Origin of the sequence: Deinococcus sonorensis KR-87 (genome assembly GCF_040256395.1) — a bacterium.
Classification (GTDB): Bacteria; Deinococcota; Deinococci; order Deinococcales; family Deinococcaceae; genus Deinococcus; species Deinococcus sonorensis.
In genome coordinates this window covers 1,744,838-1,769,576 of record NZ_CP158299.1, presented here as the reverse complement: position 1 = coordinate 1,769,576, position 24,739 = coordinate 1,744,838, and the positions used below count along the sequence as shown (strand labels likewise).

The window sequence follows — 24,739 nt, the reverse complement described above, 5'->3', positions numbered from 1 at the left end:
TCGTCTATGGTACACCGGCCACCGGCCGGTCCGGCCTGCGGGGGTATCATGCGGCCCATGACCGAGGCTGCCCTTCCCTCCCCCCTGCTGGGCGGCGTGCGCGACGCGGTGCGCGCCACGCCCGCCTATCCGTTCACCCCGATTGACGCTCCCATCAAGCTGGATCAGAACGAGAGCCCCGAGGACTTCCCGGCCGAGCTGAAGCGGCTGGCCGCAGAGCGGATGCTGGCCCGCGAGTGGAACCGCTACCCGGACCTGCACGCCGACACGCTGCGCCACCGCATCGCCGAGTACGAGGGCTGGGACCCGGAGGGCGTGGTGGTCACGCCCGGCAGCAACGTCATCATCAAACTGCTCACCGAGGTGGGCGGCATCGGGCAGCGGGTGCTGCTCAGCCAGCCGAACTTCTCGGTGTACGTGTTGGAAGGTCAGCTGCTGGGCGCGGCCCTGACGCAGGTGCCGCTGCGGCCCGACTTCGGCCTGGACGTGCCGGCCATGCAGCGCGAACTGCGGGCCGGCGGCCCCGGCGTGCTGTACCTGCCGCAGCCGCACGCGCCCACCGGGTTCCTGGACAGCGCCGCCGACCTGCGCGCGGTGGTGGAGGCCGCCGGCGACGAGTGGCTGGTGGTGATTGACGAGGCGTACCACCAGTACTCCGGCAGCGACTTCCGGACCCTGGTGCGCGAGCGGCCCAACCGGCTGAGTCTGCGCACCTTCAGCAAGGCCTGGGGGCTGGCCGGGCTGCGGCTGGGCTACGCGCTGACCAGCCCGGAGCTGGCCAGCAACCTGCAGAAGGTGACCAGCGCCTTCAACGTGAACGCGCTGACCCAGGCGGCGCTGGAGGTGGCGCTGGAACACCCGGCATACGTGCAGGAGCGCGCCCGTCAGACGGTGCAGGAGCGAGGGCGGGTGCTGGCGGCGCTGCAGGACCTGAAGGTGCTGCACGCCCACCCCAGTCAGGCGAACTTCTTCCTGCTGCGTACCCCGGACCCGGACCGCGCCTACCGCTTCCTGCTGGAGCGGGGGCTGCTGGTGCGCCGCCAGGACAAGCAGCCGATGCTTCAGGGCTGCCTCCGCGTGAGCATTGGCACGCCGGAGCAGAACGACCGGCTGATTCAGGCGGTGCTGGAGCTGGACCGGGCCTAGGCGGGCAGGTCCGCCAGGGCCAGCAGCCGGTCCACCACTTGCGGCACCGTCAGGATGGAGGTGTCCAGCTCCAGTGTGGCCCGGCGGCGTAGCAGCGGCTCCACCCAGCGGACGTGGTCGGTGATCTGCTGCCGCTCCTCAGCGCTCCTGCCGTAGGGGTTGGTGGTGCGGGCGGCCACCCGCTCCAGCAGCAGCTCCAGCGGGGCCGTCAGCAGCACCACCGCCTCGAAGCGGTCGTAGAACTGCCCCTGGTTGCTCTTGCAGCCGCTCACGAACAGGGGGTCTCCGGGCGGCGCGGCCAGCAGCCGGGCCATGCGGTCCTCGCGCCAGACCCAGTCGGGGCCGTCCTCGCCGGTCTGCCACACGCTCCAGTCGTCGGTGTCGGTGTCCAGGGCGCTCAGGCCACGCCCGGACAGCGCCTGGATCACCGACGACTTGCCGGTGCCGGACATGCCGGTGATCAGCACCCGCTTCATGCCCGCAGCGTACACGGAAGCGGCCCGCCGACCATGGTCGGCGGGCCGCGTCTGAAGGTCTGCCGTTACCGTCTCGGGGCGTAGCGCTCGCCGGCCGTGACGCCCTTGGGCGCGATCTCGTCCAGGTGACGCAGCTCGTCCTCGCTCAGCTGCACCTGCAGCGCGCCCAGGTTCTCCTGCAGGTACTTCACGCGCTTGGTGCCGGGAATCGGGGCGAAGTCCTGCGGCCCCTGGGCCAGCACCCACGCCAGCGCCAGCTGCGCGGTGCTCACGCCCTTCTGCCGGGCCAGTTCCTCGATGGCCGTGACCACCTGCAGGTTCTTCTGGAAGTTCTCGCCCTGGAAGCGCGGGTTGTGGCGGCGGAAGTCGTTCGGCTCGAAGTCGTCCGGCGACTTGATCTGCCCGGTCAGGAAGCCGCGTCCCAGCGGGCTGTACGGCACGAACCCGATGCCCAGCTCACGGATGGTGGGCAGGATCTCGCCTTCCGGGTCCCGGCTCCACAGGGAATATTCGGTCTGCAGCGCGGTGATCGGGTGAACGCTGTGCGCCCGCCGGATCTGCTCGGGGGTGGCCTCGCTGAGCCCCAGGTAACGCACCTTGCCCTGCTGTACCAGTTCGGCCATCGCGCCCACCGTCTCCTCGATCGGCACGTTGGGGTCTACCCGGTGCTGGTAGTACAGGTCGATGGTCTCGATCCCCAGCCGCTTCAGGCTGCCCTCCACCGCCTGATGCACGTACTCGGGCCGCCCGTTGATACCCAGGAAACTGCCGTCCTGACCGCGCATGTTGGCGAACTTGGTGGCGATGATGACCCGGTCGCGGACTGGTCTCAGCGCCCGGCCCACCAGCTCCTCGTTGACGAAGGGGCCGTACATGTCGGCAGTGTCGAAGAAGGTGACGCCGCCGTCCAGCGCGGTCTCAAAGACCCGCAGGTTCTCGGCGTCGTCCGAGGCGCCGTAGAACTCGCTCATGCCCATGCAGCCCAGCCCCAGCCGGCTGACTTCCAGACCCTGCCGTCCCAGTGTGATGGTATCCATTCAGTTCACTCCCTCGGTCCGCCCGGTAAGGCGGTCGTAGATCTCCAGCTTGCGCCGGATGGCCCCCAGGTCGTGCTGGAGGGTGCGGATCTGCTCGGTGACGGCCTGCTGGTGTTCCAGCAGCAGGGCGCGGCGCTCCGCCACGGTCCCGTCGCCCTGGCCGACCAGCCGCATGTAGCGCCGGATCAGGGCCATGGACATGCCGGTGCCGCGCAACGCCAGCAGAAAACGCAGCCGCTCCAGCTCCTGTGGACCGTAGCGGCGCTGGGCGCTGTCCAGGCGCGGTACGCTCAGCAGGCCCTCGCGCTCGTAGTAGCGCAGGGTATGCACGCTGACGCCCAGCTCAAGGGCTGCCTCCCGGATGCTGTAGCCGATTGCTGTTGCTGCCGTCACCCCATCACCCTAAGACTTCGAGCGCGCTCGAAGTCAAGCGGGAGGGGCCGTCACCCGGTCCCTCCCGCCGGCCGACCTTGCCTCACATGCCCAGGTAGGCGCTCCGCACCCGGTCGTCATGCAGCAGCTCATCGCGGCTGCCCTGGATCGTGACGTGCCCGCCCTCCATCACGTAGGCGCGGTGGGCAATACTCAGGGCCGCGAAGGCGTTCTGCTCGGCCAGCAGCACGCTCACGCCCGCCTCGTTCACCTGCTGCACCGCCCCGAACACCTGATCCACCACCAGCGGGGCCAGCCCCAGGCTCGGCTCGTCCAGCAGCAGCACCTTTGGCCGCGCCATCAGGGCCCGCCCGATGGCCACCATCTGCTGCTGCCCGCCCGACAGGCTGCCGGCCGGGTCGTGGCGCTTGTCGGCCAGGATCGGAAATAGGCTGTAGACGCGCTGCAGTTCCGACTCGTTGCCCCTGGCCTCGCGCCGGTGCACGAACGCGCCCAGCCGCAGGTTCTTCTCCACGCTCAGCTGCGGAAACAGCAGCCGGCCTTCCGGACACTGCGCCACCCCCAGCGCCACGCAGCGCTCCGGGCGGCCCAGCGTGAGCGGCTGGCCGCCGTACAGCGCGTCGCCGCTGCTGGGCCGCTGCAGCCCCGAGAGCGTGCGAAACAGGCTGCTCTTGCCGGCCCCGTTGGCCCCCAGCAGCACCACGATCTCGCCGGGATGGACCTCCAGGCTGACGCTGTGCAGCGCCGTGTAGGCCCCGTAGCGCACCGAGAGCCCGCGCACCTCCAACGTCTGCCCCTGGCCTTCACTCATGCGGCGCTCCCCTTCCCTGCAGCGCGGCGGCGTCCTGCACCAGATCGGCGCGCAGCTCGTCCCGGATGTGCGGCGCGGCGTGGCCGCCCAGGTACGCCTCGATCACGGCCGGGTCGCGGCTCACCTCGGCGGGGCTGCCCTCGGCGATCTTCTGGCCGTGGTGCAGCACCATGATGTGGTCGGCCAGCGTCATGACCATGCTCATCTTGTGTTCGATCAGCACCACCGTCAGCCCGGACGCCGCCAGCTCACGGATGGTGCGCGTCAGGTTGACCGTCTCCTCCGGATTGATGCCGGCGGCCGGTTCGTCGAGCAGCAGCACCTTCGGGCCGGTGGCCAGCGCCAGCGCGATGCTGACCCGCTTCTGGGCCTCCTGGGTGAGCGAGCCGGCCGGCAGGTGCGCCTGTCCCTCCAGCCCCACCCGCGCCAGCGCGGCGTGGGCGGCCTCCAGGCTGGCCCGCGACTCGCGGCGCTCGCGGCCACTGCCGAGCAGCGCGTCCCACAGCCCGGCGCGGGTGCGCACCCGGTGGCCCAGCAGCGCGTTCTCCAGCACGCTCAGCTCCTTGTAGATGGTGGTGGTCTGGAAGGTGCGCGCCACCCCCTGCGCCACCACCCGGTGGGTGGGCCAGCCGGTGATGTCCTGCTCCCCGAAACGGATGCGCCCGCTGGTGGGCTTGTAGAAGCCGCTCAGCAGATTGAAGAAGGTGCTCTTGCCGGCCCCGTTCGGCCCGATGATGGCGGTGATGACGCCCGGCTCGATGCGCCCGGTCACGCCCTGCACCGCCTGATTGCCGCCGAAGCGGATGCCCAGGTCCTCAAATGCCAGCATCCTGCACCCCCTTGCCCTTGCGCGCGGCAAACGCGGAACGGCGGCCCTGCAGCTGCCCCCACACCCCGGCGAGCCCCGCCGGGAAGAACAGCACCAGCAGCACCAGCAGCGGCCCGAACACGATGTACTGGTAGTCCTGCAGGCCCTGCACACTCTGCTGCAGCACCCGGATGATCAGGGTGCCGAGCAGCGGTCCGGCCAGCGTGCCCACGCCGCCCACCAGCAGATACAGCAGGATGGTGAAGGTGGTGGTGGGGCCGGTGATGGCCGCCCCCAGAAAGCCGATGTACACGGCGTACAGCCCGCCCGCAAACCCGGCCAGCGCGGTGGAGAGCATCATCACACTCAGCTTGTGGGTGTACACGTTGATGCCGGCGCTGCGGGCCAGGTCCTCGCCGCCGCGGATGGCGATCAGCGAGCGCCCGAACAGCGAGGCGCGCACCCGCGCGACCAGGAACACCGTCAGCGCCAGACTCAGCAGCGCCAGATAATAGAAGGTGCCGGACTTGCCGAAATCCAGGCCCGCCAGCTTCGGCACCGCCACCCCGTTGAGACCGTCGTTGCCGCCGGTCAGGGCGTCCCACTTGTTGATCACCTGGGTGATGATGACGCCCACCCCCAGCGTGAAGATGGCGAACACGTCGTCGCGGGTGCGGAACGCCACCAGCCCCAGCAGCAGGCCCAGCACCGCACACAGCGCCACCCCGGCCGGCCACGCCAGCCAGAAGTTCCAGCCGGCCTTCAGGGTCAGGATGCCCACGGTGTACGCCCCGATGCCGAAGAACCCCGCGTGCGCCAGCGGCAGCAGGCCCGCGTAGCCGAGCATCACGTTCATGCCGTAGGCGGCGATGGCGAAGATCATGACGTTGATGGCGATGTCGAAGAGGTAGCTGCTGTGCACCACCAGCGGCAGCAGGGCCGCCAGCACCAGCAGCACCAGCCAGGGCCAGCCGCGCACCGGCAGCGCCTTCACGCGGTCCTCCGGAACAGGCCCTGCGGCCTCAGGGCCAGCACGATCACCAGCACCGCAAAGCCCACCACGTCCGCAAAGTTGGCCCCCACGAACACGCCGCCGAAGGTCTCAGCGAAGGCCAGCAGAAAGGCCCCGACAATGGCCCCCGGCACGCTGCCCATGCCGCCCAGCACGATAATGGCGAACACCTTGAGGTTCATCACCTCGCCCATGCTGGGCGACACCAGACTGGTCGGCGCGTACAGGGTGGCGGCAATCGCGGCCAGCGCGCCCGAAATGAAGAAGGTCAGGCTGGCGACCCGGCTCACGTTGATGCCCACCAGCCGCGCGCCCTCGCGGTTCTGCGCCATCGCCTCGATGGTGGCCCCGGTGGTGGTGCGCTTCAGGAAGTAGAACAGCGCCAGCATCACCACCACCGACGCCCCGATGATCAGCAGCCGCTGTCCGGTGATGCTGACCCCGCCGAACGCGACATTGGTGGTGATGGGCGACGGCAGGATCTTGAAGTCGGCGCCGAACACCTGCGGGTGCGCCACCGCCGCCTCCAGAAAGAACAGCACCCCGATGGCCGCGATCATCGGATGGATGTGCGGCGCGTTCCGGAGCGGATAGAACACCACCCGCTCCAGCAGCATGGCCACCAGCCCCAGCGTCACCGCCGACAGGCCCAGCGCCAGGAAGTACGGCACGCCCAGGTTCGTCAGCAGCGCCCAGGTCACGTAGGCGCCCAGCATGTACAGCCCGCCGTGCGCGAAGTTGGGAATTTTCATGACGCCGTACACCAGCGTCAGGCCCAGCGCCACCAGGCTGTAGGCTCCGCCCAGCGCCAGGGCGTTCAGAATCTGTTGCAGATAGATGGTCAAGGCAGCGCCTCCAGGGTGGCCGGAATGCTTCAGGCCGCGTTCCCCACTGGACGGAGGAGCGCGGCGCAGAAGTCAGGGGCGAGGACAGGTGGGCATTCCGTCCGGTTCCAGACCTCCGTGAACGGCACCCGGAGGTCTTCCATTTCCCGGAACGCGCGGGGGGCCCGCTCGCTCCGCTCGGGTGGCGTCCAGGCTGGCCCGGACGCCACCGGAAGAGGCCTTACTTCAGCAGCGTGGTGGGCAGCCGCAGGCGGGTGAACTTCCCGCCCTTGACGTAGGCGGCCAGCACGTCGGCATCCACGTGGCCCTGCGGCGTCACGCTCTTGATGGCGAAGATGCTCTTGCTGCGCGGCAGGGTGGCGGCTGCACCGGCCAGCTTGCCTCGGATCGCCACCGGGTCCTCGGTGGTGCCGGCAGCGGTCATGGCCGCCGCGATCAGGTTCATGCCCATGTAGTTCAGGGCCGCCTCGCTGGTGGGAATCTTCTTGTACTTGCGGCTGTACTGGTTGACGAACACCTGGGTGCCGGGGAACTCGGCAATCGGCAGCACGCCCACTGCGCCTTCCAGGTAGCTCTGCGGCACCACCTGGTTCATCTGCTCGAACTTGGCCTGATCCATCACGATGAAGCCGCCCTTGAAGCCCTGCTCGCGGGCGGCCTTGACCACCAGCGCGGTCGGCTGGCTGGGCCCGCCGATGAACAGCACGTCCGGCTTGTCCGCGAGCGCCTTGGTCACGGCCGAGGAGTAGTCCACGGTGGTGCTGTAGTCCACGCCGTTGTCGGTGCCCACCGTCCCGCCCTGCTTCTTCCACTCGGCGCTCACCACATCGGCCCAGGCCTTGCCGTAGGCGCTGGTGGTGCCCACCAGGCCGAGCTTCTTGCCGAAGGTGGTCATCTCCTGCTTCACGAAGGGCGCCACGTAGTTGTCGTAGCGCGGCGGCAGCATCAGCGTCAGCGGGTTGTTGGCCTCCAGGATCTTGGGCTCGGAGCTGTAGGCCACCAGCAGGAAGTTCGGGTCACGGCCGGTGAGCGGCTGCACCGTCAGGATACCGCCCGCGTGCGGCACGAAGATCACGTTGATGCCCTGGCTGGTGAGGCGCTTGACGTTGGTGGCCGTCTCGTTCGGCAGGTAGCGGTCGTCGAGCGAGGTGAGTTCGAAGGTGACCTTCTCGCCCTTGACGGTGATGCCGCCCGCCGCGTTGAGCTCGTCAATGGACATCTGGATGCCGCTCTGCACATCCTTGCCGTAGAACGCCGCGCCGCCGGACAGCGGGCCGGAGTACCCGATCTTGACCACACGCGCCTGGGCGGCACCGGCCAGGGTCAGGGCAGCCAACGAAAGCATAAGGAACCGGGCTTGTTTCATAGCAGCCTCCAGGAACATCCGTAGTCTCTCCAGCCACACTGGAGAGCAACCAATTGAAAAGTTGTGGTGCGGCCAGAATGGCATGCGCTAAAGATGGTGTCAATCCAAAATTTTCCGGCCGGCTGTTCATGAACCGGCCGGTCAGATCAGGCGCGGAGGCGGAGGGGCGACCAGGCCCTTCCCTCAAGAGCGGCCCGCTCGGGTCACGTCTTCCCTCGTCAGGCCAGCAGGTCGCGGGCGATGATGACCTTCTGAATCTCGCTGGTGCCCTCGTAGATGCGCAGCAGCCGCTGGTCACGGTAGAAGCGCTCGATCGGGTACTCCTTCATGTAGCCCATGCCGCCCGCGACCTGCACGGCCTTGTCGGCCACCCGCGAGAGCGCCTCGGTGGCGTGGTACTTGGCCACGCTGGCCATCCGGCGCACGTCCTGGCCCTGGTCCACCATCCAGGCCACCTTCTGCCACAGCAGCCGGCTGGTCTGGATGTCCACCTCCATCTCGGCCAGCATGAACTGCACCGCCTGGAACTCTGCAATGGGCCGCCCGAACTGCTCGCGCGCCTTGGCGTGCTGGATGCACAGGTCCAGCAGCCGCTGCATGGCTCCGGTGGAGCGCGCCGCGATGCCCACCCGCCCGTTGGTCAGGATGCCCAGCGCCTCGCGGTAGCCCAGGTCCAGCGGCCCCAGCAGGTTTCCGGCCGGAATGGCGGCGTCCTCGAAGATCACCTCCGACGACAGGCTGCCCTTCTGCCCCATCTTCTCGTCAATGCGGCCCACCCGCACGCCGGGCGTGTCCATCGGCACCAGAAAGGCGCTCATGCCCCTGGTGCCCTTCTCGGGCGAGGTGATGGCGATGACCGTGAGCAGCCCGGCAATCGGCGCGTTGCTGATGTAGTGCTTGGTGCCGTTCAGCACGTAGTCGTCGCCGTGACGCGTGGCCCGGGTGCGGATGTTGGCCGCGTCCGAGCCGCTGGTGGGCTCGGTGATGGCAAAGCCCGCGATGATGTCGCCGGCCGCCATGCCCGGCAGGAACCGCCGCTTCTGCTCCTCGGTGCCGAGCCGCACGAGGCCGCTGGTGCCGATGCTGGCGTGGGCGCTGACCATGCCGCCGAAACCCATGTGCCCGTGCCCCAGCCCCTCGTAGGCAGCGCAGCGGCCCAGGGTGCTCAGGCCAGTGCCGCCGTATTCCTCGGGAATGCTCAGCCCGAACAGGCCGAGTTCGGCGGCCTGCCGCGTTAGTTCCGGCGGAATGCGGTTGGTGTCCTCGATCTCGTGTGCGCGCGGCTCCACCACGTCCAGCATGAAGCTGCGGATGGTGGTCTGGATGTCCTGCAGATCGGCGCTCAGCGTGAAGTCCATAGCTTGCCTCCAGGTGCGGTGATGGTGAGGCGGCCAGTCTAGCGGCTCGGCTCCGGGCATGGCGCCTCCGCCGGACCCTGACTGCCGGATGAAGCCCTTCACGGCCCGCCACTCAGCCGGGCATTTATACTGAGTCCACCCACAGCGCAGGACCCGACAACCCACCCGATCCCACACGGTATCTGCCAAGGAGGCTTCCATGACTGCCACTGAATCCACCCCGTCCCAGCGCTACTGGCCGCCGAACAAACCGCAGACCCTGGCGGTGCCGCGCACCAGCCTCTACGACAACCTGCAGGTCTCGGCCCGCCGCTACCCGGACAAGCTGGCCATCCGCTTCTATGGCCGCACCCTCACCTACCGCGAGCTGCTGGAGCAGGCGGACCGCTTCAGCGGCCACCTGGCGGCGCAGGGCATCGGGAAGGGCGACCGGGTGATGCTGTGCCTGCAGAACAGCCCGCAGTGGGTGGTGGCCGCCCACGCGATCTGGCGGCTGGGCGGGGTGATCATTCCGCTGGCGCCGATGCTGGGGCCGAAGGAGTTCGGGTTCTTCGTGCAGGACGCCGGCATCAAGGCGGGGATCGTGGCGGCCGAACTGTACGCCCACGCCAAGGCGGGCGGGCTGCAGCACGCGGTGGCGGTCACGCTGGCGGACGGTGTGGAGGGCGGCCTGATTCCCTTCCCGCCGGGCATGCACGTTCAGCCGGAGCTGCAGCCGGGCGACGTGACCTGGGATCAGGCGCTGCAGGCCGAGCCGGCTCCCCTCTGTGAGGTGGGCTTCGACGATCTGGCGGTCATGCCGTACACCAGCGGCACCACCGGCTTCCCGAAGGGCTGCATGCACACCCACGGCACGGTGCAGGCCAACGTGGTGGGCGGGGCGGTGTGGAGCGGCAACAGCAACAACGAGCAGATTCTGGCCACCCTGCCGTACTTCCACGTGACCGGCTTCGTGAACAGCATGCTGATTCCGCTGTACGGCGGGAGCACCATCCTGATGCTGGCCCGCTGGGACCGCGAGTCGGCCCGCATCCTGATCCGCGAGTACCGGGCGACCGTCTGGACCAACACCGCCACGATGGTGGTGGACCTGCTGGCCAACCCGGAGCTGCAGCCGGACGACCTGAGGAGCCTGCGGATGGTAACGGGCGGCGGCGCGTCCATGCCGGAAGCGCTGGGCCGGCGCTTCAGCGAGATGAGCGGGACCACCTTCCTGGAAGGCTACGGCCTGTCCGAGACGATGGCCCAGAGCCACAGCAACCCGCAGGAGCACCCCAAGCTGCAGTGCCTGGGCATTCCGCTGTTCGGGGTGGACGCGCGCGTCATCGACCTGGACACGCTGCAGGAGCTGCCGACCGGGCAGACCGGCGAGATCGTGATCCGGGGGGGGCAGGTGTTCAAGGGCTACTGGAACCGTCCGGAGGCGAGCGCGGAGGCGTTCACCGAGCTGAACGGCCAGACCTACTTCCGCACCGGCGACCTGGGCTACGTGGACGAGGAGGGGTTCTTCTTCTTCGTGGACCGGCTGAAGCGGATGGTGAACGCCGCCGGCATGAAGGTGTGGCCTGCCGAGGTGGAGAATGTGCTGCACGCCCACCCGGCGGTGCAGGAGGTGGTGGTGATTGCGGTGCCGGACGAGCGCAGCGGCGAGAAGGCACGGGCGCTGGTGGTGCTGAAGCCGGGTGAGGCGCTGACCGAGGCGGAGTTCATCAGCTGGGCGCGCAACCAGATGGCGCACTACAAGGCCCCGCGCGAGGTGCGCTTCGTGGACAGCCTGCCGCGCAGCCCCACCGGCAAGGTGGCGTGGCGTCCGCTGCAGGAGGCGGCGCGGGCCGAGTACGAGGCGGGCCGGGCCTGAAGCGGGGGTGCAGCCTGGGTGCTGACGCCCACTTGGAACCGGCGGAATTTGTTATACTCAGTTCAAGTTATTGAACCCAATTCACCCCGGAGGACCAGCCATGCCCAGTTATAAAGCCCCGCTGCGCGACATGAAATTCCTGATGCAGGACGTGCTGCAGGCCGAGCAGACCCTTGCCGGCATCCCCTTCTACGCCGAGAACGAGACGCACTCCGCCGATCTGGCCGAGCAGATTCTGGAGGAGGCGGGCCGCTTCGCCAGCAACGTGGTGCAGCCGCTCAACATGAGCGGTGACGCCGAGGGCTGCACCGTCCAGGACGGCGTGGTGACCACGCCCCAGGGCTTCAAGGAAGCGTACCGGCAGTTCGCGGCGGCCGGCTGGACCGCGCTGGACGGCGATCCCAAGTACGGCGGCCAGGGTGTGCCGCACGTGGTGGGCAACGCGGTCAGCGAGATGATGATCTCGGCCAACATCGCCTGGAGCATGTACCCGGGCCTGTCGCACGGGGCCTACACCGCCCTGCACGCCTACGGCAGCGACGAGACCAAGGACATCTACCTGCCGAAACTGCTCTCCGGCGAGTGGACCGGCACGATGTGCCTCACCGAGCCGCACTGCGGCACCGACCTGGGGCTGCTGCGCACCAAGGCCGTGGACAACGGCGACGGCACCTTCAGCATCACCGGCACCAAGATCTTCATCTCGGCCGGCGAGCACGACTTCACCGACAACATCGTGCACCTGGTGCTGGCCCGCATCGAGGGCGCGCCGCAGGGCACCAAAGGCATCTCGCTGTTCCTGGTTCCGAAGTACACGGTGAACCCGGACGGCTCGCTGGGCGAGCGCAACGGCGTGATGTGCGCCAGCCTGGAACACAAGATGGGCATCAAGGCCAACGCCACCGCCGTGCTGAACTTCGACGGCGCCCAGGGCATCCTGGTAGGACAGGCCAACAAGGGCATGCAGGCGATGTTCGTGATGATGAACGGCGCCCGCCTCGGCACCGGCATGCAGGGCCTAGGCCTGGGCGAGGTGGCGTACCAGAACGCGCTGGCCTACGCCAAGGACCGCATCCAGATGCGCCACGAGCCGCGTGTGGTGGCCTCCGAGCCGGCCGACCCGATCATCGTGCACCCGGACGTGCGCCGCATGCTGCTGACCGCCAAGGCCTACACCGAGGGCGCGCGCGCCCTGACGCTGTGGCTGAGCCTCAACCTGGACATCGAGCACCACCACCCGGACGAGCAGGCCCGCCAGGACGCCGCCGACATCGTGGCGCTGCTGACCCCCATCGCCAAGGCCTTCATGACCGACAACGGCTTCACGAGCACCGTTTTGAGCCAGCAGGTGTACGGCGGCCACGGCTACATCAAGGAATGGGGCATGGAGCAGTTCGTCCGTGACGCCCGCATCGGCCAGATCTACGAGGGCACCAACGGCATCCAGGCGCTGGACCTGCTGGGCCGCAAGGTGCTGGGCGACGGCGGCAAGAAGCTGCAGAAGCTGGCCGGCATGCTGGAGCAGTTCGTGGAGGAGAGCCAGGACATCGAGGAACTGGCCCCCTACCTGGAGACGCTCGGCAAGGCCGCGCAGCAGGTGGGCACCCTCACCATGGTGATCGGTCAGAAGGCCATGCAGGACCCGGACGAGGCCAACGCCGCCGCCGTGGACTACCTGCGCTACGTGGGTCACGTGACCTACGCCTACCTGTGGGCGCTGATGAGCCGCGCCGCGCTGCGGCAGATCGCGTCCGGCAACGACCGCGACGGCTTCTACAAGGCCAAGCTGCAGACCGCCCGCTTCTACTTCGAGAAGCTGTTCCCCGAGACCCGCGCCCTGGCCGCCACCATCAAGGCTGGCAATGCCCCGCTCGCGGTGGACGACGTCGCGGTGTTCGGCTTCGAGCAGAGCCTGGTGAACGCCTAAGGCAGTCAGTTCCAGTCTCTGTGGTGCCCCGGGCCTGAACAGGCCCGGGGCATTACTGTGGCTCCACCAGCCCCCGGCACAGGGCGGTGAGGGCGTCCTGCAGGGTCGGCAGGAACTCCAGCCGCAGCGCTTTCAGCTGCGGGTCGTCCAGCACCTGCTGCACGCTGGCCGCCGGGTCGCTCATGGGCTGCAGGCCGGCAATCAGCGCCTGGGTGTAGGTCAGCAGCCGCCACCCGGCGCCCGGCGGCAGTCCTGGCAGTGCCTGCTCCAGCAGCGTCGCCAGCGTACCGGCGCGCTCCACCAGCCAGTGCTTGTAGTCGCGGGCCCGCTCCACCCCGATGTTGCGCTCGAACAGCATCGAGAGCAGCGGCATCAGGACCATCAGCTCAGGGCGCTCCCGCAGCAGCGTGACCATCAGGCCCGCCAGGCTGCCCGGAGTATGGCGGGCCCCCAGCCGCAGGTGCTGCTCCAGCGCGGCCAGCCACTCGCCCAGCACCTGCTGGGTCAGGCTGAGGAACAGCTCCTCTTTGGTAGGAAAGTACGCGTAGAGGGCCGGCTTGCTGAGCCCGACCTGCTCGGCCACCTGCTGCAGCGTGAGGTCCGGATAGCGCACGGTGGTGGCCAGCCGGCGGGCCTGGGCCAGAATCTCGCTGCGCCGCTCCAGCTTGGCCTCCTCGCTGCGGGCGCGCACCTGCTTAACCATGGGTCAGTTATAGCACGCAGCCACACGCAGCGTTCTCTTAGCGCCTATCCGGCATCTCTTGACTTACTTACCCTCGGTCACTTACTCTGAACTGACCGAGGGTAAGTTAACCCCGTCAGGAGACCCCATGACACAGCCCGCATCCGACCCCCGTCCCACCGCCCTGATCACCGGAGCCAGCGGTGGCATCGGTGAAGCCATGGCCGTTCAGCTGGCCGCCCGCGGCATTCACCTGCTGCTGGTGGCCCGCTCGGAAGGGCGCCTCCAGACGCTGGCCGACCGCCTCTCGGTCCAGCACGGCATCCGGGCCGACGTGGTGGCGCTGGACCTCTCAGACCCGCAGGCCCCCGCCCGGCTGCAGCAGACGGTGGAGGAGCGCGGCCTGAAGGTGGATTTCCTGATCAACAACGCGGGCTTTGCCAGCTACGGCGAGTTCTGGACCCTGGAGCGCCAGCACGAACTGGACATGATCCAGCTGAACATCACGGCCCTTACGGAGCTGACCCACCGCTTCCTGCCCGGGATGCTGGAGCGGGGCCGGGGCCGGGTGCTGAACGTGGCGAGCACCGCCGCCTTCATGCCGGGGCCGCTGATGGCGGTGTACTACGCCAGCAAGGCCTATGTGCTGAGCTTCTCGGAGGCGCTCAACGAGGAGGTGCGCGGCACTGGGGTGGCCGTCACGGCGCTGTGCCCCGGCCCGGTGCAGACCGGCTTCCAGGCCCGGGCGCAGATGGAAGCGTCCCGGCTGCTCTCCACCCCCAGCCGCAACCCGATGCTGCTCAGCGCCGAGGAGGTGGCGCGGCAGGGCCTGGACGCGATGTTCCGGGGGCAGGCGGTGCAGGTGACGGGCGCCGCCAACCAGCTCCTGACCGTGCTGCCGCGCTTCGTGCCGCGCCGGGTGGTGCCGGGGCTGGTGCGCCGCGCCCAGGACCGGCAGGCGTAAAACCACACCGGGCCACCCTGGAGGGGTGGCCCGGTACCAACACTACTTACTCGGCGTTGCCCAGCCGCGAGGAGCGTTCCAGCTCCAGGTCGTCCTTCGGCTCCGGCGGGCTGCCGTCCAGGTGCAGCCGGCGCAGTTCCGGCACCTTGGCGGCCACGATGCTGACCACCCCCAGCGTCACCAGCCCGCCCAGCCATACGCTGCGTACCGTGCCAAGCCAGCCGGCCGCCAGCCCGCTCTCGAAGGCCCCGATCTCGTTGCTGGACCCGATGAACAGCAGGCTGACACTGGCCACCCGTCCGCGCAGGTGATCGGGGGTCCGCAGCCGCAGGATGGCCCGGCGGATCACCATGCTCACGCCGTCGAACGCGCCGCTGAAGAACAGCGCGGCCAGGCTCAGGTACAGGTTGGTACTGAGCGCGAACACGATGATGCTGACCCCGAAGCCCGCAATGTTCAGCAGCAGCGTGCGGCCCGCGTTCCGGACCGGCGGCCGGTGGGTGGCCCACAGCATCACCAGCAGCGCGCCCACGCTGGGCGCGGCGATCAGGAACCCCAGGCCCCTGGCCCCGACATTCAGGATGTCGCTGGCGAACACCGGCAGCAGCGCCACCGCCCCGCCGAACAGCACCGCGAACAGGTCCAGGGCCATGCTGCCCACCAGCACCGGATCGCGGGTCACGAACTGCACCCCGGTGCGGATGCTCTGCCCAATCGGTTCCTGCTCGCCCTCCGGTTGCACCACCGGCTTGGGCGCGATGCGCTGCACGCTCAGCCACGCGATCAGCTGGAAGGCCGCGATCAGCAGGTACGCGCCGCGCACCCCCAGCAGGTCGAAGGCGAAGCCGCCCAGCGCCGGCCCCACGATGCTGGCGCCCTGCCACGCGCTGCCCAGCCACGATGAGGCGTTTACGTACGCCTGCATCGGCACCACCTGCGTCTCGAAGGCGCTGGCGGCCGGGTCACCGAAGCCGCGCGCCAGGCCGGACGCGAAGACCAGGGCGTACAGGCCCAGGATGTTGGGCGTGGCCCCGGAGAGCAGCGCCATCAGCACGGCGCTGATGATCAGGATGCTGCGGGTGATCAGCAGGATGCGGCGGCGGTCGTGCCGGTCCGCGAAGTGCCCGCCCACCAGCGCCAGTCCCAGAGCCGGCACCGCCTCCACCAGCCCCAGCCAGCCGAGCGCCAGCGGATTCTTGGTGATCTGGTAGATCTGGTAGCCGATCACCACGGCCAGGGCGCGGCTGGCAAAGGTGCTGCTGATGCTGGAGGCCAGCAGCCAGCGGAATTCCGGAAAACGCAGGGCCGAGGTCTGGGCAGGGGCACTCACCGCGCCACTCTACCGGGGCAGCCCCCCGCCGTCGGTGCCCTGCACCCTAATGCTTTCAGATGAAATGACTGGCGGCCGATCCTAGCGCGGCCCGGCCAGCCAGTCGCGGGTCAGCAGCAGGTCCGTCTGGGTCAGGTCGTGGCCGGCGGGCAGCGTCTGGGCGGTCACCTGCGCGCCCAGGCCCTGCAGGTGCGGCGCGATTGCGGCCCCGGCGGGCCGGAACGGATCACGGGCGCCGTCCAGCAGCAGCACCCGCTTGCCCTCCAGCGGCGCAGCCGGCAGCGGCTGGAGCGGCACCACCGGACGCAGCAACACCGCTCCAGCCAGCGCGTCCGGGTGCAGCAGCAGCAGCGCCAGCCCGATGTTGGCCCCGTTCGAGAAGCCCAGCGCCGTGACCTGCTTCGCCGCGAAGCCGTACTGGGCCGCCGCGTCCTGCAGGAAGGTGGCCAGCGCGGCCGACTCGCTGCGGATCTGGTCCTGGTCGTAGGTCAGGGCATCGAACCGCCGGAAGAAGCGGGGAAACCCCTCCTCCAGGCTGCGGCCCCGCACGCTCAGCACGTTCCAGCCAGGGGCCACCTGGGGGGCCAGCGGCAGCAGGCTCTGTTCGTTGCCACCGGTGCCGTGCAGCAGAAACAGGGTGGGGGCGTCCGGCTGACCCGCCTGATAGATGTGGTGCCAACCCAGCTCCGGGGTGACGGCCGTCACGTCGTCACCTCCAGGGGCGTCAGGGCCGCCTCGATGCGGGCTCGCTGTGGCTCCAGGAAGGGCGCCAGCACCAGCCGCTCGCCCAGGTGCGCCGCGTCCTCGTCGGTGGCGAAGCCGGGACCATCGGTGGCCAACTCGTACAGGATGCCGTCCGGACCGCGCCAGTACAGGCTACGGAACCAGTGGCGGTCCACCTCACCGCTGGTCTGCAGGCCCAGCGCGTCCAGCCGGGCGGTCCAGGCGTGGTACTGGGCCTCGTCCGGAATCCGCAGCGCCACGTGGTGCACCGCGCCCGCACCCTGCCGCGCCCGGGGCAGGTCCGGCCGGATGTGCACGTGCAGCTCAGCGTCCGCGCCGCCCTCGCCGGCCTGGAACACCCGCACCTCGTGCTCCGGGCTGTCCGGGTCCGGGTAACTCCCCGCCTCCTGCAGCTGCAGCACCCGGATCAGGGCGTCCCGGGTGGGCGCCGGGTCTGGCACCGTCAGGTGCACCGGCCCCAGGCCGCGAATCTGATGCTCCGCCGGCACCGGGCTCCCAGCCCACACCTCGCCGGGTCCCCGGCCACCATCCGGCACCAGCGCCAGCCGCTGGCCTTCCGGGTCCTCGAAGTTGAGCACCGGGCGGCCGTACTCCTCCCGGACCGGCTGGACCGCTGCGCCCGCCGCCTGCAGGCGCTCGGCCCACCACGGCAGGCTGCTTTCGCTGGCCACCCGCAGGCTGGTGCGGCTGATCTCGTTGTTGCCTCGGTGCTGCCGGGCCGCATGCGGCAGATCGAAGAAGGTCAGGTCGGTGCCGGGGCTGCCCGCCGCGTCGGCGTAGAACAGGTGGTACATGGTGGGCGAGTCCTGATTGACGGTCTTCTTGACCAGCCGCATGCCCAGCACCCCGGTGTAGAAGCGGTGGTTGCGGTCGATGTGCGCGGTCAGCGACGACACGTGATGAATCCCGGTCAGCTTCATGCGTTCTGCTCCTTCAGTGAACGGGGGTCATACTTCAGCGGGGTCAGGCCCGCCTCGATCTGGGCGCGGTGCGGCTCCAGGAAGGGGGCCATCACGACCTTCTCGCCCAGCGTCTCCAGCGGCTCGTCGGTGGCGAAGCCGGGGCCGTCGGTGGCCAGCTCGATCAGGATGCCCTGCGGCTCGCGGAAGTAGATGCTCCGGAACCAGTGCCGGTCCACCTCGCCGCTGGTGCGCAGCCCCAGCCCCGACAGCTTCAGGTGCCACGCGCGGTAGTCCTCGTCGCGCACCCGCAGCGCCAGGTGATGCACCGCGCCCGCGCCGGACTGGGCCGGCTTCAGGTCCGGCCGCACCCGCAGGTGCAGTTCGGCGTGCGCGCCGCCCTCCCCCATCTGGAACACGTGCACCGTATGCGCAGGGCTCTCCGGGTCCGGGTAGCTGCCGGCCGCCGTCAGGCCATACACCTTGCTCAGCACCTGGGAGGTGGGAAACAGGCTGGGGATGGTCAGCTCCGACGGCCCCAGGCCACGAATCTGGTGCTCGGCCGGCACCGGGCTCAGGTCCCAGGGGTGGGCCGGGTCACCCAAGCCCCCGTCCACCACCAGCGCGAGCCGCTGGCCCTCCGGGTCCTCGAAGCGCAGGGTGGGACGGTCCAGGATCTCAGTAATGGGTTCGGCCTGCACCCCGTGCTGCTTCAGCCAGGCCGCCCACCACTCCAGGCTTTCCTGGCTGGCCACCCGCAGGCTGGTGCGGCTGATCTCGTTGTTGCCGCGCTGCTGGCGCGGCAGCCGCCACTCGAAGAAGGTCAGGTCACTGCCGGGGCTGCCCACCCCGTCCGCGAAGAACAGGTGGTAGGCCGACACATCGTCCTGGTTGACCGTCTGCTTGACCATGCGCAGGCCCAGCACGCGGGTGTAGAAGTCCAGATTGGCCTGGGCATTGGCGGTGACGGCGGTGACATGGTGCAGGCCGTGGGGGATCAGGGTGGTCATACGTTCACTCCTTTGAATCGGTGGGATGCAGGCGGCGCAGCAGGGCGGTCAGCTGAGCCTGTTCTTCAGGGCTGAGGGCGGCGAACTGGCGGGCGTGCAGGTCGCCCTGCTGGGGCGCTGCCCGGTCGTGGATCGCCTGACCGGCCGCCGTCAGATGCAGGGTGTTGGAGCGTCCGGCGGGCCGCCGCTCCAGCAGGCCGCGCTCCTCCAGCTTGCTGACCTGATAGGTCACGTTGCCCTGGCTCACGAACAGCCGTGAGGCCAGGTCCTGCTGCGTCAGGCCGGGCCGACCGGCGACGTGCGCGAGAATGTCGAACTCCATGCCGCTCAGGCCGTGGTCCCGCACGCTGGCCTCGGTCTGCAGCAGCAGCGCCTGATAGGCACGCCCCAGCCGTGCCCAGGCCAGCACGGCGCGGCGACGCTCGGAATCAGTGGTGGGAGGGTGAGGTGCCGTGGTCATGTCGCCAGTTTAAATTTAAATTCAAATTTAAAGCGTGATGTAGCTTACATGGTGGGTCAGTTCTGCGGGGCTCTAGACCCGTTCCAGCGGGACCCACGGCTCGGGCGGCAGCGTGACCTGAACTGCGTCGCCCGGAGCCACCGTTCCGCCGGCGCAGACCACGCCCATGATGCCCGCCTTCCGGATCCAGCGGCCGTCCGGTGCCTGCTCCAGCACGGCGGCCAGCAACCCCGGCTGGAACGCCTCGATCTGCCCGCAGGGATTCCGGAGGCCAGTGACCTCCACCACCGCCGACGCGCCCAGCTGCAGCCGGGTGCCGCGCGGCAGGGCCAGCAGGTCCAGGCCACGCGTGGTGATGTTCTCGCCCAGGTCGCCGGGCCGTACCGTGAAGCCGCGCTCGTCCAGCTCATCGAACAGCTCGGCATGCATCAGGTGCACCTGACGCAGGTTCGGCTGATCCGGATTGACCGCCACCCGTGAGCGGTGCTGCACCGTGACGCCCGCATGGGCATCCTGGGCCACACCCAGGTGGGCCACCAGCTCCACCGACGCCACCGGCACCTTGCTGAAGTGATGCTCCCCGCTTCTGGCCACCGCCGTGACTGTTCCCTGCATGGGCCCATGGTAACCAACACCGCCGGATACCGGCACAAAAAATCCGCCCTCTCAGGCGGTGATAAAAATAATATAGCGTGCTATGCAGCGGCAGTCAACCGTATGCAGGCTCCGCGTCCCCGAACAGCGGCGGCTGACTCACCCGGCCCGGCAGCTCCAGCCCGGCGGCCGTGAGCCCCACCAGCCGCACGGCCCGGCCGCCCAGCAGCTCCGGCTGGACCAGGGCGGCGCCGTAGCGCTCCAGCTCGTCCGCATGTCGAAGCGGCTGAGGCACGGTCAGGCGGCGCGTCTGCAGCCGGAAGTCGCTGAACTTGACCTTCAGCACCAGCACCCGGCCGGCCACCCCGGCGCGGGCCAGCCGCTGCTCCAGCGTGGCGGCCAGCGGCGGCAGCACCGCCCGCACCGCCTGGACCCCCCGCAGGTCCTGCGCGTAGGTCTCCTCCACCCCGATGCTCTTGTGCGGGCGGTCCGGCTCCACCGGCCGGTGATCCTGCCCGCGCGCGATCTGGTAGAAGTGCTCCCCGGCCCGGCCGAACCACCCGACCAGCGTGTCCTGCGGCACCGCGCGCAGGTCGGCCCCGGTGTGGATGCCGTGCTCCTCCATGCGCGCGGCGGTCACCGGCCCGATGCCGTGGAACGCCGACACCGGCAGGCGGGCCAGCAGCTCCGGCGCCTGTTCCGGCCGGATCACTGTCAGGCCGTCCGGCTTGTGCAGCCCGCTCGCCAGCTTGGCCAGGAACTTGTTGCTGCTCACGCCGGCCGTGCAGGTGAGCCCGGTGGCGTCCCACACCTCGGCCCGGATCTGCTGGGCCAGCCGGCCCGCGCTGAACGGCACGCCCGGCGGCGGCGTCACGTCCAGGTACGCCTCGTCCAGCGACAGCGGTTCCACCAGCGGCGTGTGCTGCCGCCACAGCGCCCGCAGCTGCCGGCTCACCTCCTGGTAGGCCTCGAAGCGCGGCGGCACCACCAGCAGCCCCGGGCACAGCCGCAGCGCCCGCCGCAGCGGCATGGCCGAGCCCACCCCGGAGGTCCGCGCCGGATAGCTGGCGGTCAGCACCACGCTGCGCTCGCCACCCCAGGCCACCGCCACCGGGCGCCCGCGCAGGCGGGGGTCGTCGCGCATCTCGACCGAGGCGTAAAAGGCGTCCATGTCGATGTGGATGATCTTGCGCGGCGGCACGTCCATGTTGCTTCTGTCTGAAGCGTAACACGGACCGCCCTGGAACGGTGTCCGCATCCGAGGGGACCGTCGCCCATGAAGCGCCCTCTGCGGCTGGCCGTGCTCCTGCGCGGCCGCGCTACTGGTCGTAGACCTTGACCTCCACGTCCAGCACGCCCCGGGTGTTGCCGTGGTAGTGGCCGCTGATGGGCGACACATCGCTGTAGTCGCGCCCGTGCCCGATCTTGACGTGCGCCTCCACCACGGCCGTGTTGTTGGTGGGATCGTACCCGGTCCAGCCGCTGCCGGGAATGAACGCCTCCACCCAGGCGTGGCTGGCCTCCGCCCCCACAAAATCGGCGCCGGCGTAGATGTATCCGCTGACGTAGCGGGCCGGAATGCCCACGGTCCGCAGGATGCCCAGCATGGCGTGGGCATAGTCCTGGCAGACCCCGCGCCCGGTGCCCGCAAAATCCGAGAGCGAGGTGCGGACGTCGGTGGCGCCGGGGGTGTACTGGAACCGCCGGTACAGGTAGCGGGTCAGGTCCAGCAGGAAGGTGGGCAGGTCGTCGTCCGGCTGTGGCCGCCTCGCCCCGAACACCTCCGGCCAGCTGCCGGTCGGCACCCGCGGCGAGGCCAGCAGGTACTCCACGTGCGGCTCACGGTGCGGCGTCAGGCTGGACACCGGCGCTGGGGTCGGCGGCCGGGACGGGTAGGTCACCACCAGCGTGCGGGCCTCGATGCGCAGCAGGGTGTGCGGCTCGTGGACGTGCACGTGGTGGATCAGGCCGCCGAAGTAGTCGCGGTGCACCGTGACCGGCACGTCCGGGGTGACGCGGATGTCGAAGGCCAGCACGTTCTGCCGCTCGTCACGGGCTGGATGCAGCCGGATTTCATTGAACGAGTCCCAGACGGGCTCGGCGTACCTGTACTCTGTGACGTGCCGGATCTCTGCGCGCATACCTAGGGGCTCCGGAGTTCAGGGTAGCGCCCTAAGCCTGCCGCAGACCTGACAGGCCGCCTAAAGGAAGCGTGCATCAAACCGTGAAGTAGGCGGCGTGAATGGCGGACCCCAGCGCCGCGAAGTCGCTGAGCAGCGTGTCCAGGCCCTGATGGTCGCCGCCCAGCACCTCGTCGATGCTGGCGTGCTGCAGCCGGGCACACAGCCACCGCGCCTCACGGGTCAGCTCCGGGTGAATGCCGGGGTGTGCCCGCTCGATCTGGGTCAGGGCGTCCAGCAGGTTCTCGGCACTGTAGGCCACGCTGCGCGGAAACGCGGTCTCCAGCACCAGAAACTCCGCGATGGTGCGCGGGTCCAGCCCGCTATGGCGGCGTTTGCGGTAGGCCTCGTAGGCGCTGACCGTCTTGAGCACCGCCACCCAGCGGTGGTTATGCACCGCCAGCTGCGGCAGGTCGCCGCTGCGCTGGCGGTAGCGCACCTGCATCAGCCGCAGCACGTTGTCGCCGCGCTCCAGCGTCTGCCCGGCCCGCAGGAACGACCAGCCCTCGTCTCTGGGCAGCGTGGCGAAGGCGATCCCGAAGAACAGGTGGCTGGCGTCGCGGGCGGCCACGCAGTACTCGTGCAGCTCGTCGCGGTCCAGCACGCCGGCATCCTGGAAGCACAGGCCCAGGTAGGCCCGGTTGATCGCCTCCCACATCTCGCTAGGAATCCGGTCGCGCAGGCCGCGCGCGTTCTCGCGGGCGCGGGCGATACTCGACACGATGCTGCCGGGGTTGGCCCGCTCGAAGGCCAGCCACGCCGGCACGCTGCGCCCGTCCGCGCGGCCCATCTGCTCGCGGAACCCGTCCTCGCTGCCGCAGATCGAGAGCAGCGGACTCCACTGCTCCGACACCACCCCGGCGGCTTCCAGGGTGGCGTAGTAGTTCACGTCCAGCAGGCGGGCGGTGTTTTCGGCGCGTTCCACGTAGCGCCCGATCCAGAACAGCGACTCGGCGACCCGGGAGAGCATTACTTGCCACCTGCCTTTTTGCGCGGCTTTTTGGCCGGGGCGGCCGGAGGGAGAGCGTCCACCTTCTTGCGCGTGCCGGAGGTGGTGACGCCGGAGCGGCCCACCCGTCGTGCCCCCTGCCCCTCGGCCTTGCGCCGCCGGGCCGTCTGCACCACCACCTGCGCGATCTCGTCCGGGTCGGTGAGCCCGGCCGTCTTGCTGGCCAGCTCGTCGGAGGCGGCCATGTCGGCCTCGGAGGCGCCCGGCTGGTTGATGGGGGCAATGGGCGGCTCGTCGGTGTCCAGCACCCAGGTGTCCTTGCTGCCGCCCCCCTGCGAACTGTTCACCACCAGCGAGCCGCGCGTGAGCGCCACCCGGGTCAGGCCACCGGGAATGATGGTGATGTTCTGGCCCACCAGAATGTACGGGCGCAGGTCCACGTGGGCCGGCTCCAGCCGCCCGGTATCCGGGTAGAAGGTGCCGTGCCGCGATAAGGCCACCAGCGGCTGCCCGATGTAGTTGCGCGGGTTGGCGCGGACCTTCTCCAGAAATTCTGTGCGCTGCGCCGCCGTGGCCGCCGAGCCGATCAGCATGCCGTAGCCGCCCGCCTCGCCCACCGCCTTGATGGCCATGCTCTCGGCGTTCTGGACCATGTGCTCCAGGTGGTCCGGGTTGCTGCCCAGGTAGGTGGGCACGTTGCGGATCAGCGGGCGCTCGTTCAGGTAGTACTCGATCATCTGCGGCACGTAGGCGTACACCGCCTTGTCGTCTGCCACCCCCGCCCCGATGGCGTTGGCCAGCGCCACCCGCCCCTGGCGGTACACCTCCACCAGCCCCGGAATGCCCAGCGCGCTGTCGCGGCGGAAGGTCAGCGGGTCCAGGAAATCGTCGTCGATGCGGCGGTAGATCACGTCCACCTGCTGCCGCCCGGCGGTGGTGCGCATCCACACCCGCCCCCCCTCCACGAACAGGTCGCGGCCCTCCACCAGTTCGATGCCCATCTGCTGCGCCAGATAGGCGTGCTCGAAGTACGCGGAGTTGTAGATGCCGGGCGTCAGCAGCACCACCGTGGGCTCCACGTCGCGGGGGCTGAGCGAGCGCAGCAGCTCCAGCAGGGCGCTGGTGTAGTGCTGCACCGGCCGCACCTCCTGGCACTCGAACATGCCGGGATAGATGCGGGTCATGGCCTGCCGGTTGGCTAGCAGGTAGCTCACGCCGCTGGGCGAGCGCAGGTTGTCTTCCAGCACCAGATACTCGCCGTGCTCGTCGCGGATCAGGTCGGTGCCGACGATGTGGGTGTACAGGCCCAGCGGCACCTGCACCCCATGCACCTCGCGCCGGAAGTGGCTGCTGGTGTACACCAGCTCCCGCGGCACCACCCCGTCCTTCAGGATCTCGCCAGGGCCGTAGATGTCGCGCAGGAAAGCGTTCAGCGCCAGCACCCGCTGACGCAGGCCGCGCTCCAGGTGCGCCCACTCGCTGGCCGGAATGATGCGCGGCACCGGGTCGAAGGGAAACGTCCGCTCGGTGCCGGATGCATCTCCATACACCGTGAAGGTGATGCCCTGGTTGCGGAACGCCAGGTCCAGCAGCGCGTGGCGACGTTGCACCTCCGCCGCGCCCAGCCGGTCCAGGTACGCCTGCACGCCGCGGTAGTGCGGCCGGACTGTCCCGTCCGGCAGGTAGATCTCGTCGAAGAAGGCGGCGTCCGGAGTGTAGCTCAGCATCGGTGGTCCTCAACCCGCTCTGTCAGCCTGCCTGCCATGCATCACGATAGCGGAAGGCGAAAATATATGCATCACCTGAGGGTGACCACCCGTTCTGGCACTCAAAAGAAAGCAGGAGGCCCCGGTGGGAGGCCTCCTGCCCTGAGCCGCCGGGACGGTCACC

Annotated in this window: 24 protein-coding genes; 4 read left to right on the top strand and 20 right to left on the bottom strand. The window is 69.4% G+C overall.

Annotated features, from left to right (window positions below; translation table 11 throughout):
* Nucleotides 1-57: 57 nt before the first annotated feature.
* The gene (locus ABOD76_RS14000; RefSeq protein ID WP_350242578.1) at nt 58-1,146 is read left to right on the top strand and encodes a pyridoxal phosphate-dependent aminotransferase; all 1,089 of its coding nucleotides are present in this window, start codon (nt 58-60) and stop codon (nt 1,144-1,146) included.
* Here ABOD76_RS14000 and ABOD76_RS13995 read toward each other — a convergent pair.
* From ABOD76_RS13995 to ABOD76_RS13955, 9 genes are all read right to left on the bottom strand, one after another.
* The gene (locus ABOD76_RS13995; protein ID WP_350242577.1) at nt 1,143-1,622 is read right to left on the bottom strand and encodes an AAA family ATPase; all 480 of its coding nucleotides are present in this window, start codon (nt 1,620-1,622) and stop codon (nt 1,143-1,145) included. The genes ABOD76_RS14000 and ABOD76_RS13995 overlap by 4 nt on opposite strands.
* 65 nt (nt 1,623-1,687) lie before the next feature.
* Entirely contained in the window at nt 1,688-2,659 is a 972-nt protein-coding gene (locus tag ABOD76_RS13990; RefSeq protein ID WP_350242576.1) for an aldo/keto reductase, read from the bottom strand.
* Nucleotides 2,660-3,052, bottom strand: coding sequence for a MerR family transcriptional regulator (locus ABOD76_RS13985; protein WP_350242575.1), 393 nt, complete (start codon nt 3,050-3,052; stop codon nt 2,660-2,662).
* An 82-nt stretch (nt 3,053-3,134) separates the two neighbouring features.
* The gene (locus ABOD76_RS13980; protein ID WP_350242574.1) at nt 3,135-3,863 is read right to left on the bottom strand and encodes an ABC transporter ATP-binding protein; all 729 of its coding nucleotides are present in this window, start codon (nt 3,861-3,863) and stop codon (nt 3,135-3,137) included.
* Entirely contained in the window at nt 3,856-4,692 is an 837-nt protein-coding gene (locus ABOD76_RS13975) for an ABC transporter ATP-binding protein (protein ID WP_350242573.1), read from the bottom strand. The genes ABOD76_RS13980 and ABOD76_RS13975 overlap by 8 nt, the downstream gene beginning before the upstream one ends.
* Nucleotides 4,679-5,665 (bottom strand): branched-chain amino acid ABC transporter permease, encoded by a 987-nt coding sequence (locus ABOD76_RS13970; protein WP_350242572.1) that lies wholly within the window; start codon nt 5,663-5,665, stop codon nt 4,679-4,681. Before ABOD76_RS13970 ends, ABOD76_RS13975 begins: the two co-directional genes overlap by 14 nt.
* Nucleotides 5,662-6,528, bottom strand: coding sequence for a branched-chain amino acid ABC transporter permease (locus ABOD76_RS13965; RefSeq protein ID WP_350242571.1), 867 nt, complete (start codon nt 6,526-6,528; stop codon nt 5,662-5,664). The genes ABOD76_RS13970 and ABOD76_RS13965 overlap by 4 nt, the downstream gene beginning before the upstream one ends.
* Nucleotides 6,529-6,748: 220 nt before the next feature.
* Nucleotides 6,749-7,894, bottom strand: a complete 1,146-nt coding sequence (locus ABOD76_RS13960; protein WP_350242570.1) for an ABC transporter substrate-binding protein — start codon at nt 7,892-7,894, stop codon at nt 6,749-6,751.
* 218 nt (nt 7,895-8,112) lie between these two features.
* Complete coding sequence (locus ABOD76_RS13955) at nt 8,113-9,252, bottom strand: acyl-CoA dehydrogenase family protein (RefSeq protein ID WP_350242569.1); 1,140 nt, start codon at nt 9,250-9,252, stop codon at nt 8,113-8,115.
* A 199-nt stretch (nt 9,253-9,451) separates the two neighbouring features.
* Between ABOD76_RS13955 and ABOD76_RS13950 the strand changes: the two genes are divergently transcribed.
* Together ABOD76_RS13950 and ABOD76_RS13945 are read left to right on the top strand one after the other, a co-directional pair.
* Nucleotides 9,452-11,110: a long-chain-fatty-acid--CoA ligase gene (locus tag ABOD76_RS13950; protein ID WP_350242568.1), complete on the top strand. Its 1,659-nt coding sequence runs from the start codon at nt 9,452-9,454 to the stop codon at nt 11,108-11,110.
* Between the two features lie 100 nt (nt 11,111-11,210).
* Nucleotides 11,211-13,037 carry an acyl-CoA dehydrogenase C-terminal domain-containing protein gene (locus tag ABOD76_RS13945; RefSeq protein WP_350242567.1) on the top strand — a complete coding sequence of 609 codons (1,827 nt, stop codon included), beginning with the start codon at nt 11,211-11,213 and terminating at the stop codon, nt 13,035-13,037.
* Between the two features lie 52 nt (nt 13,038-13,089).
* On the opposite strand, the gene ABOD76_RS13940 is transcribed toward ABOD76_RS13945, so the two are convergent.
* Nucleotides 13,090-13,740, bottom strand: a complete 651-nt coding sequence (locus ABOD76_RS13940; RefSeq protein WP_350242566.1) for a TetR/AcrR family transcriptional regulator — start codon at nt 13,738-13,740, stop codon at nt 13,090-13,092.
* Between the two features lie 127 nt (nt 13,741-13,867).
* On the opposite strand from ABOD76_RS13940, the gene ABOD76_RS13935 reads away from it, so the two are divergent.
* Nucleotides 13,868-14,683 carry an SDR family NAD(P)-dependent oxidoreductase gene (locus tag ABOD76_RS13935; RefSeq protein WP_350242565.1) on the top strand — a complete coding sequence of 272 codons (816 nt, stop codon included), beginning with the start codon at nt 13,868-13,870 and terminating at the stop codon, nt 14,681-14,683.
* A 46-nt stretch (nt 14,684-14,729) separates the two neighbouring features.
* Here ABOD76_RS13935 and ABOD76_RS13930 read toward each other — a convergent pair whose 3' ends face one another.
* The 10 genes from ABOD76_RS13930 to ABOD76_RS13885 form a co-directional block, all read right to left on the bottom strand.
* On the bottom strand, nt 14,730-16,013 hold the full coding sequence (locus tag ABOD76_RS13930; RefSeq protein WP_350242564.1) for an MFS transporter: 1,284 nt from the start codon (nt 16,011-16,013) through the stop codon (nt 14,730-14,732).
* Nucleotides 16,014-16,094: 81 nt separating this feature from the next.
* Complete coding sequence (locus ABOD76_RS13925; protein ID WP_350242563.1) at nt 16,095-16,718, bottom strand: alpha/beta hydrolase; 624 nt, start codon at nt 16,716-16,718, stop codon at nt 16,095-16,097.
* Nucleotides 16,715-17,677, bottom strand: a complete 963-nt coding sequence (locus tag ABOD76_RS13920; protein WP_350242562.1) for a ring-cleaving dioxygenase — start codon at nt 17,675-17,677, stop codon at nt 16,715-16,717. The genes ABOD76_RS13925 and ABOD76_RS13920 overlap by 4 nt, the downstream gene beginning before the upstream one ends.
* Nucleotides 17,674-18,666 carry a ring-cleaving dioxygenase gene (locus ABOD76_RS13915; protein WP_350242561.1) on the bottom strand — a complete coding sequence of 331 codons (993 nt, stop codon included), beginning with the start codon at nt 18,664-18,666 and terminating at the stop codon, nt 17,674-17,676. The genes ABOD76_RS13920 and ABOD76_RS13915 overlap by 4 nt, the downstream gene beginning before the upstream one ends.
* A 4-nt stretch (nt 18,667-18,670) precedes the next feature.
* The gene (locus ABOD76_RS13910) at nt 18,671-19,126 is read right to left on the bottom strand and encodes a MarR family winged helix-turn-helix transcriptional regulator (protein WP_350242560.1); all 456 of its coding nucleotides are present in this window, start codon (nt 19,124-19,126) and stop codon (nt 18,671-18,673) included.
* 72 nt (nt 19,127-19,198) lie between these two features.
* The gene (locus tag ABOD76_RS13905; protein WP_350242559.1) at nt 19,199-19,741 is read right to left on the bottom strand and encodes an MOSC domain-containing protein; all 543 of its coding nucleotides are present in this window, start codon (nt 19,739-19,741) and stop codon (nt 19,199-19,201) included.
* 94 nt (nt 19,742-19,835) lie between these two features.
* A complete protein-coding gene (gene dinB, locus ABOD76_RS13900) occupies nt 19,836-20,927 on the bottom strand; it encodes a DNA polymerase IV (RefSeq protein WP_350242558.1) in 1,092 nt (363 codons plus the stop codon).
* Nucleotides 20,928-21,039: 112 nt separating this feature from the next.
* A complete protein-coding gene (locus ABOD76_RS13895; protein ID WP_350242557.1) occupies nt 21,040-21,861 on the bottom strand; it encodes a transglutaminase family protein in 822 nt (273 codons plus the stop codon).
* 76 nt (nt 21,862-21,937) lie between these two features.
* A complete protein-coding gene (locus tag ABOD76_RS13890; protein WP_350242556.1) occupies nt 21,938-22,870 on the bottom strand; it encodes an alpha-E domain-containing protein in 933 nt (310 codons plus the stop codon).
* Nucleotides 22,870-24,576, bottom strand: coding sequence for a circularly permuted type 2 ATP-grasp protein (locus ABOD76_RS13885; RefSeq protein WP_350242555.1), 1,707 nt, complete (start codon nt 24,574-24,576; stop codon nt 22,870-22,872). Before ABOD76_RS13885 ends, ABOD76_RS13890 begins: the two co-directional genes overlap by 1 nt.
* Between the last annotated feature and the right edge of the window lie 163 nt (nt 24,577-24,739).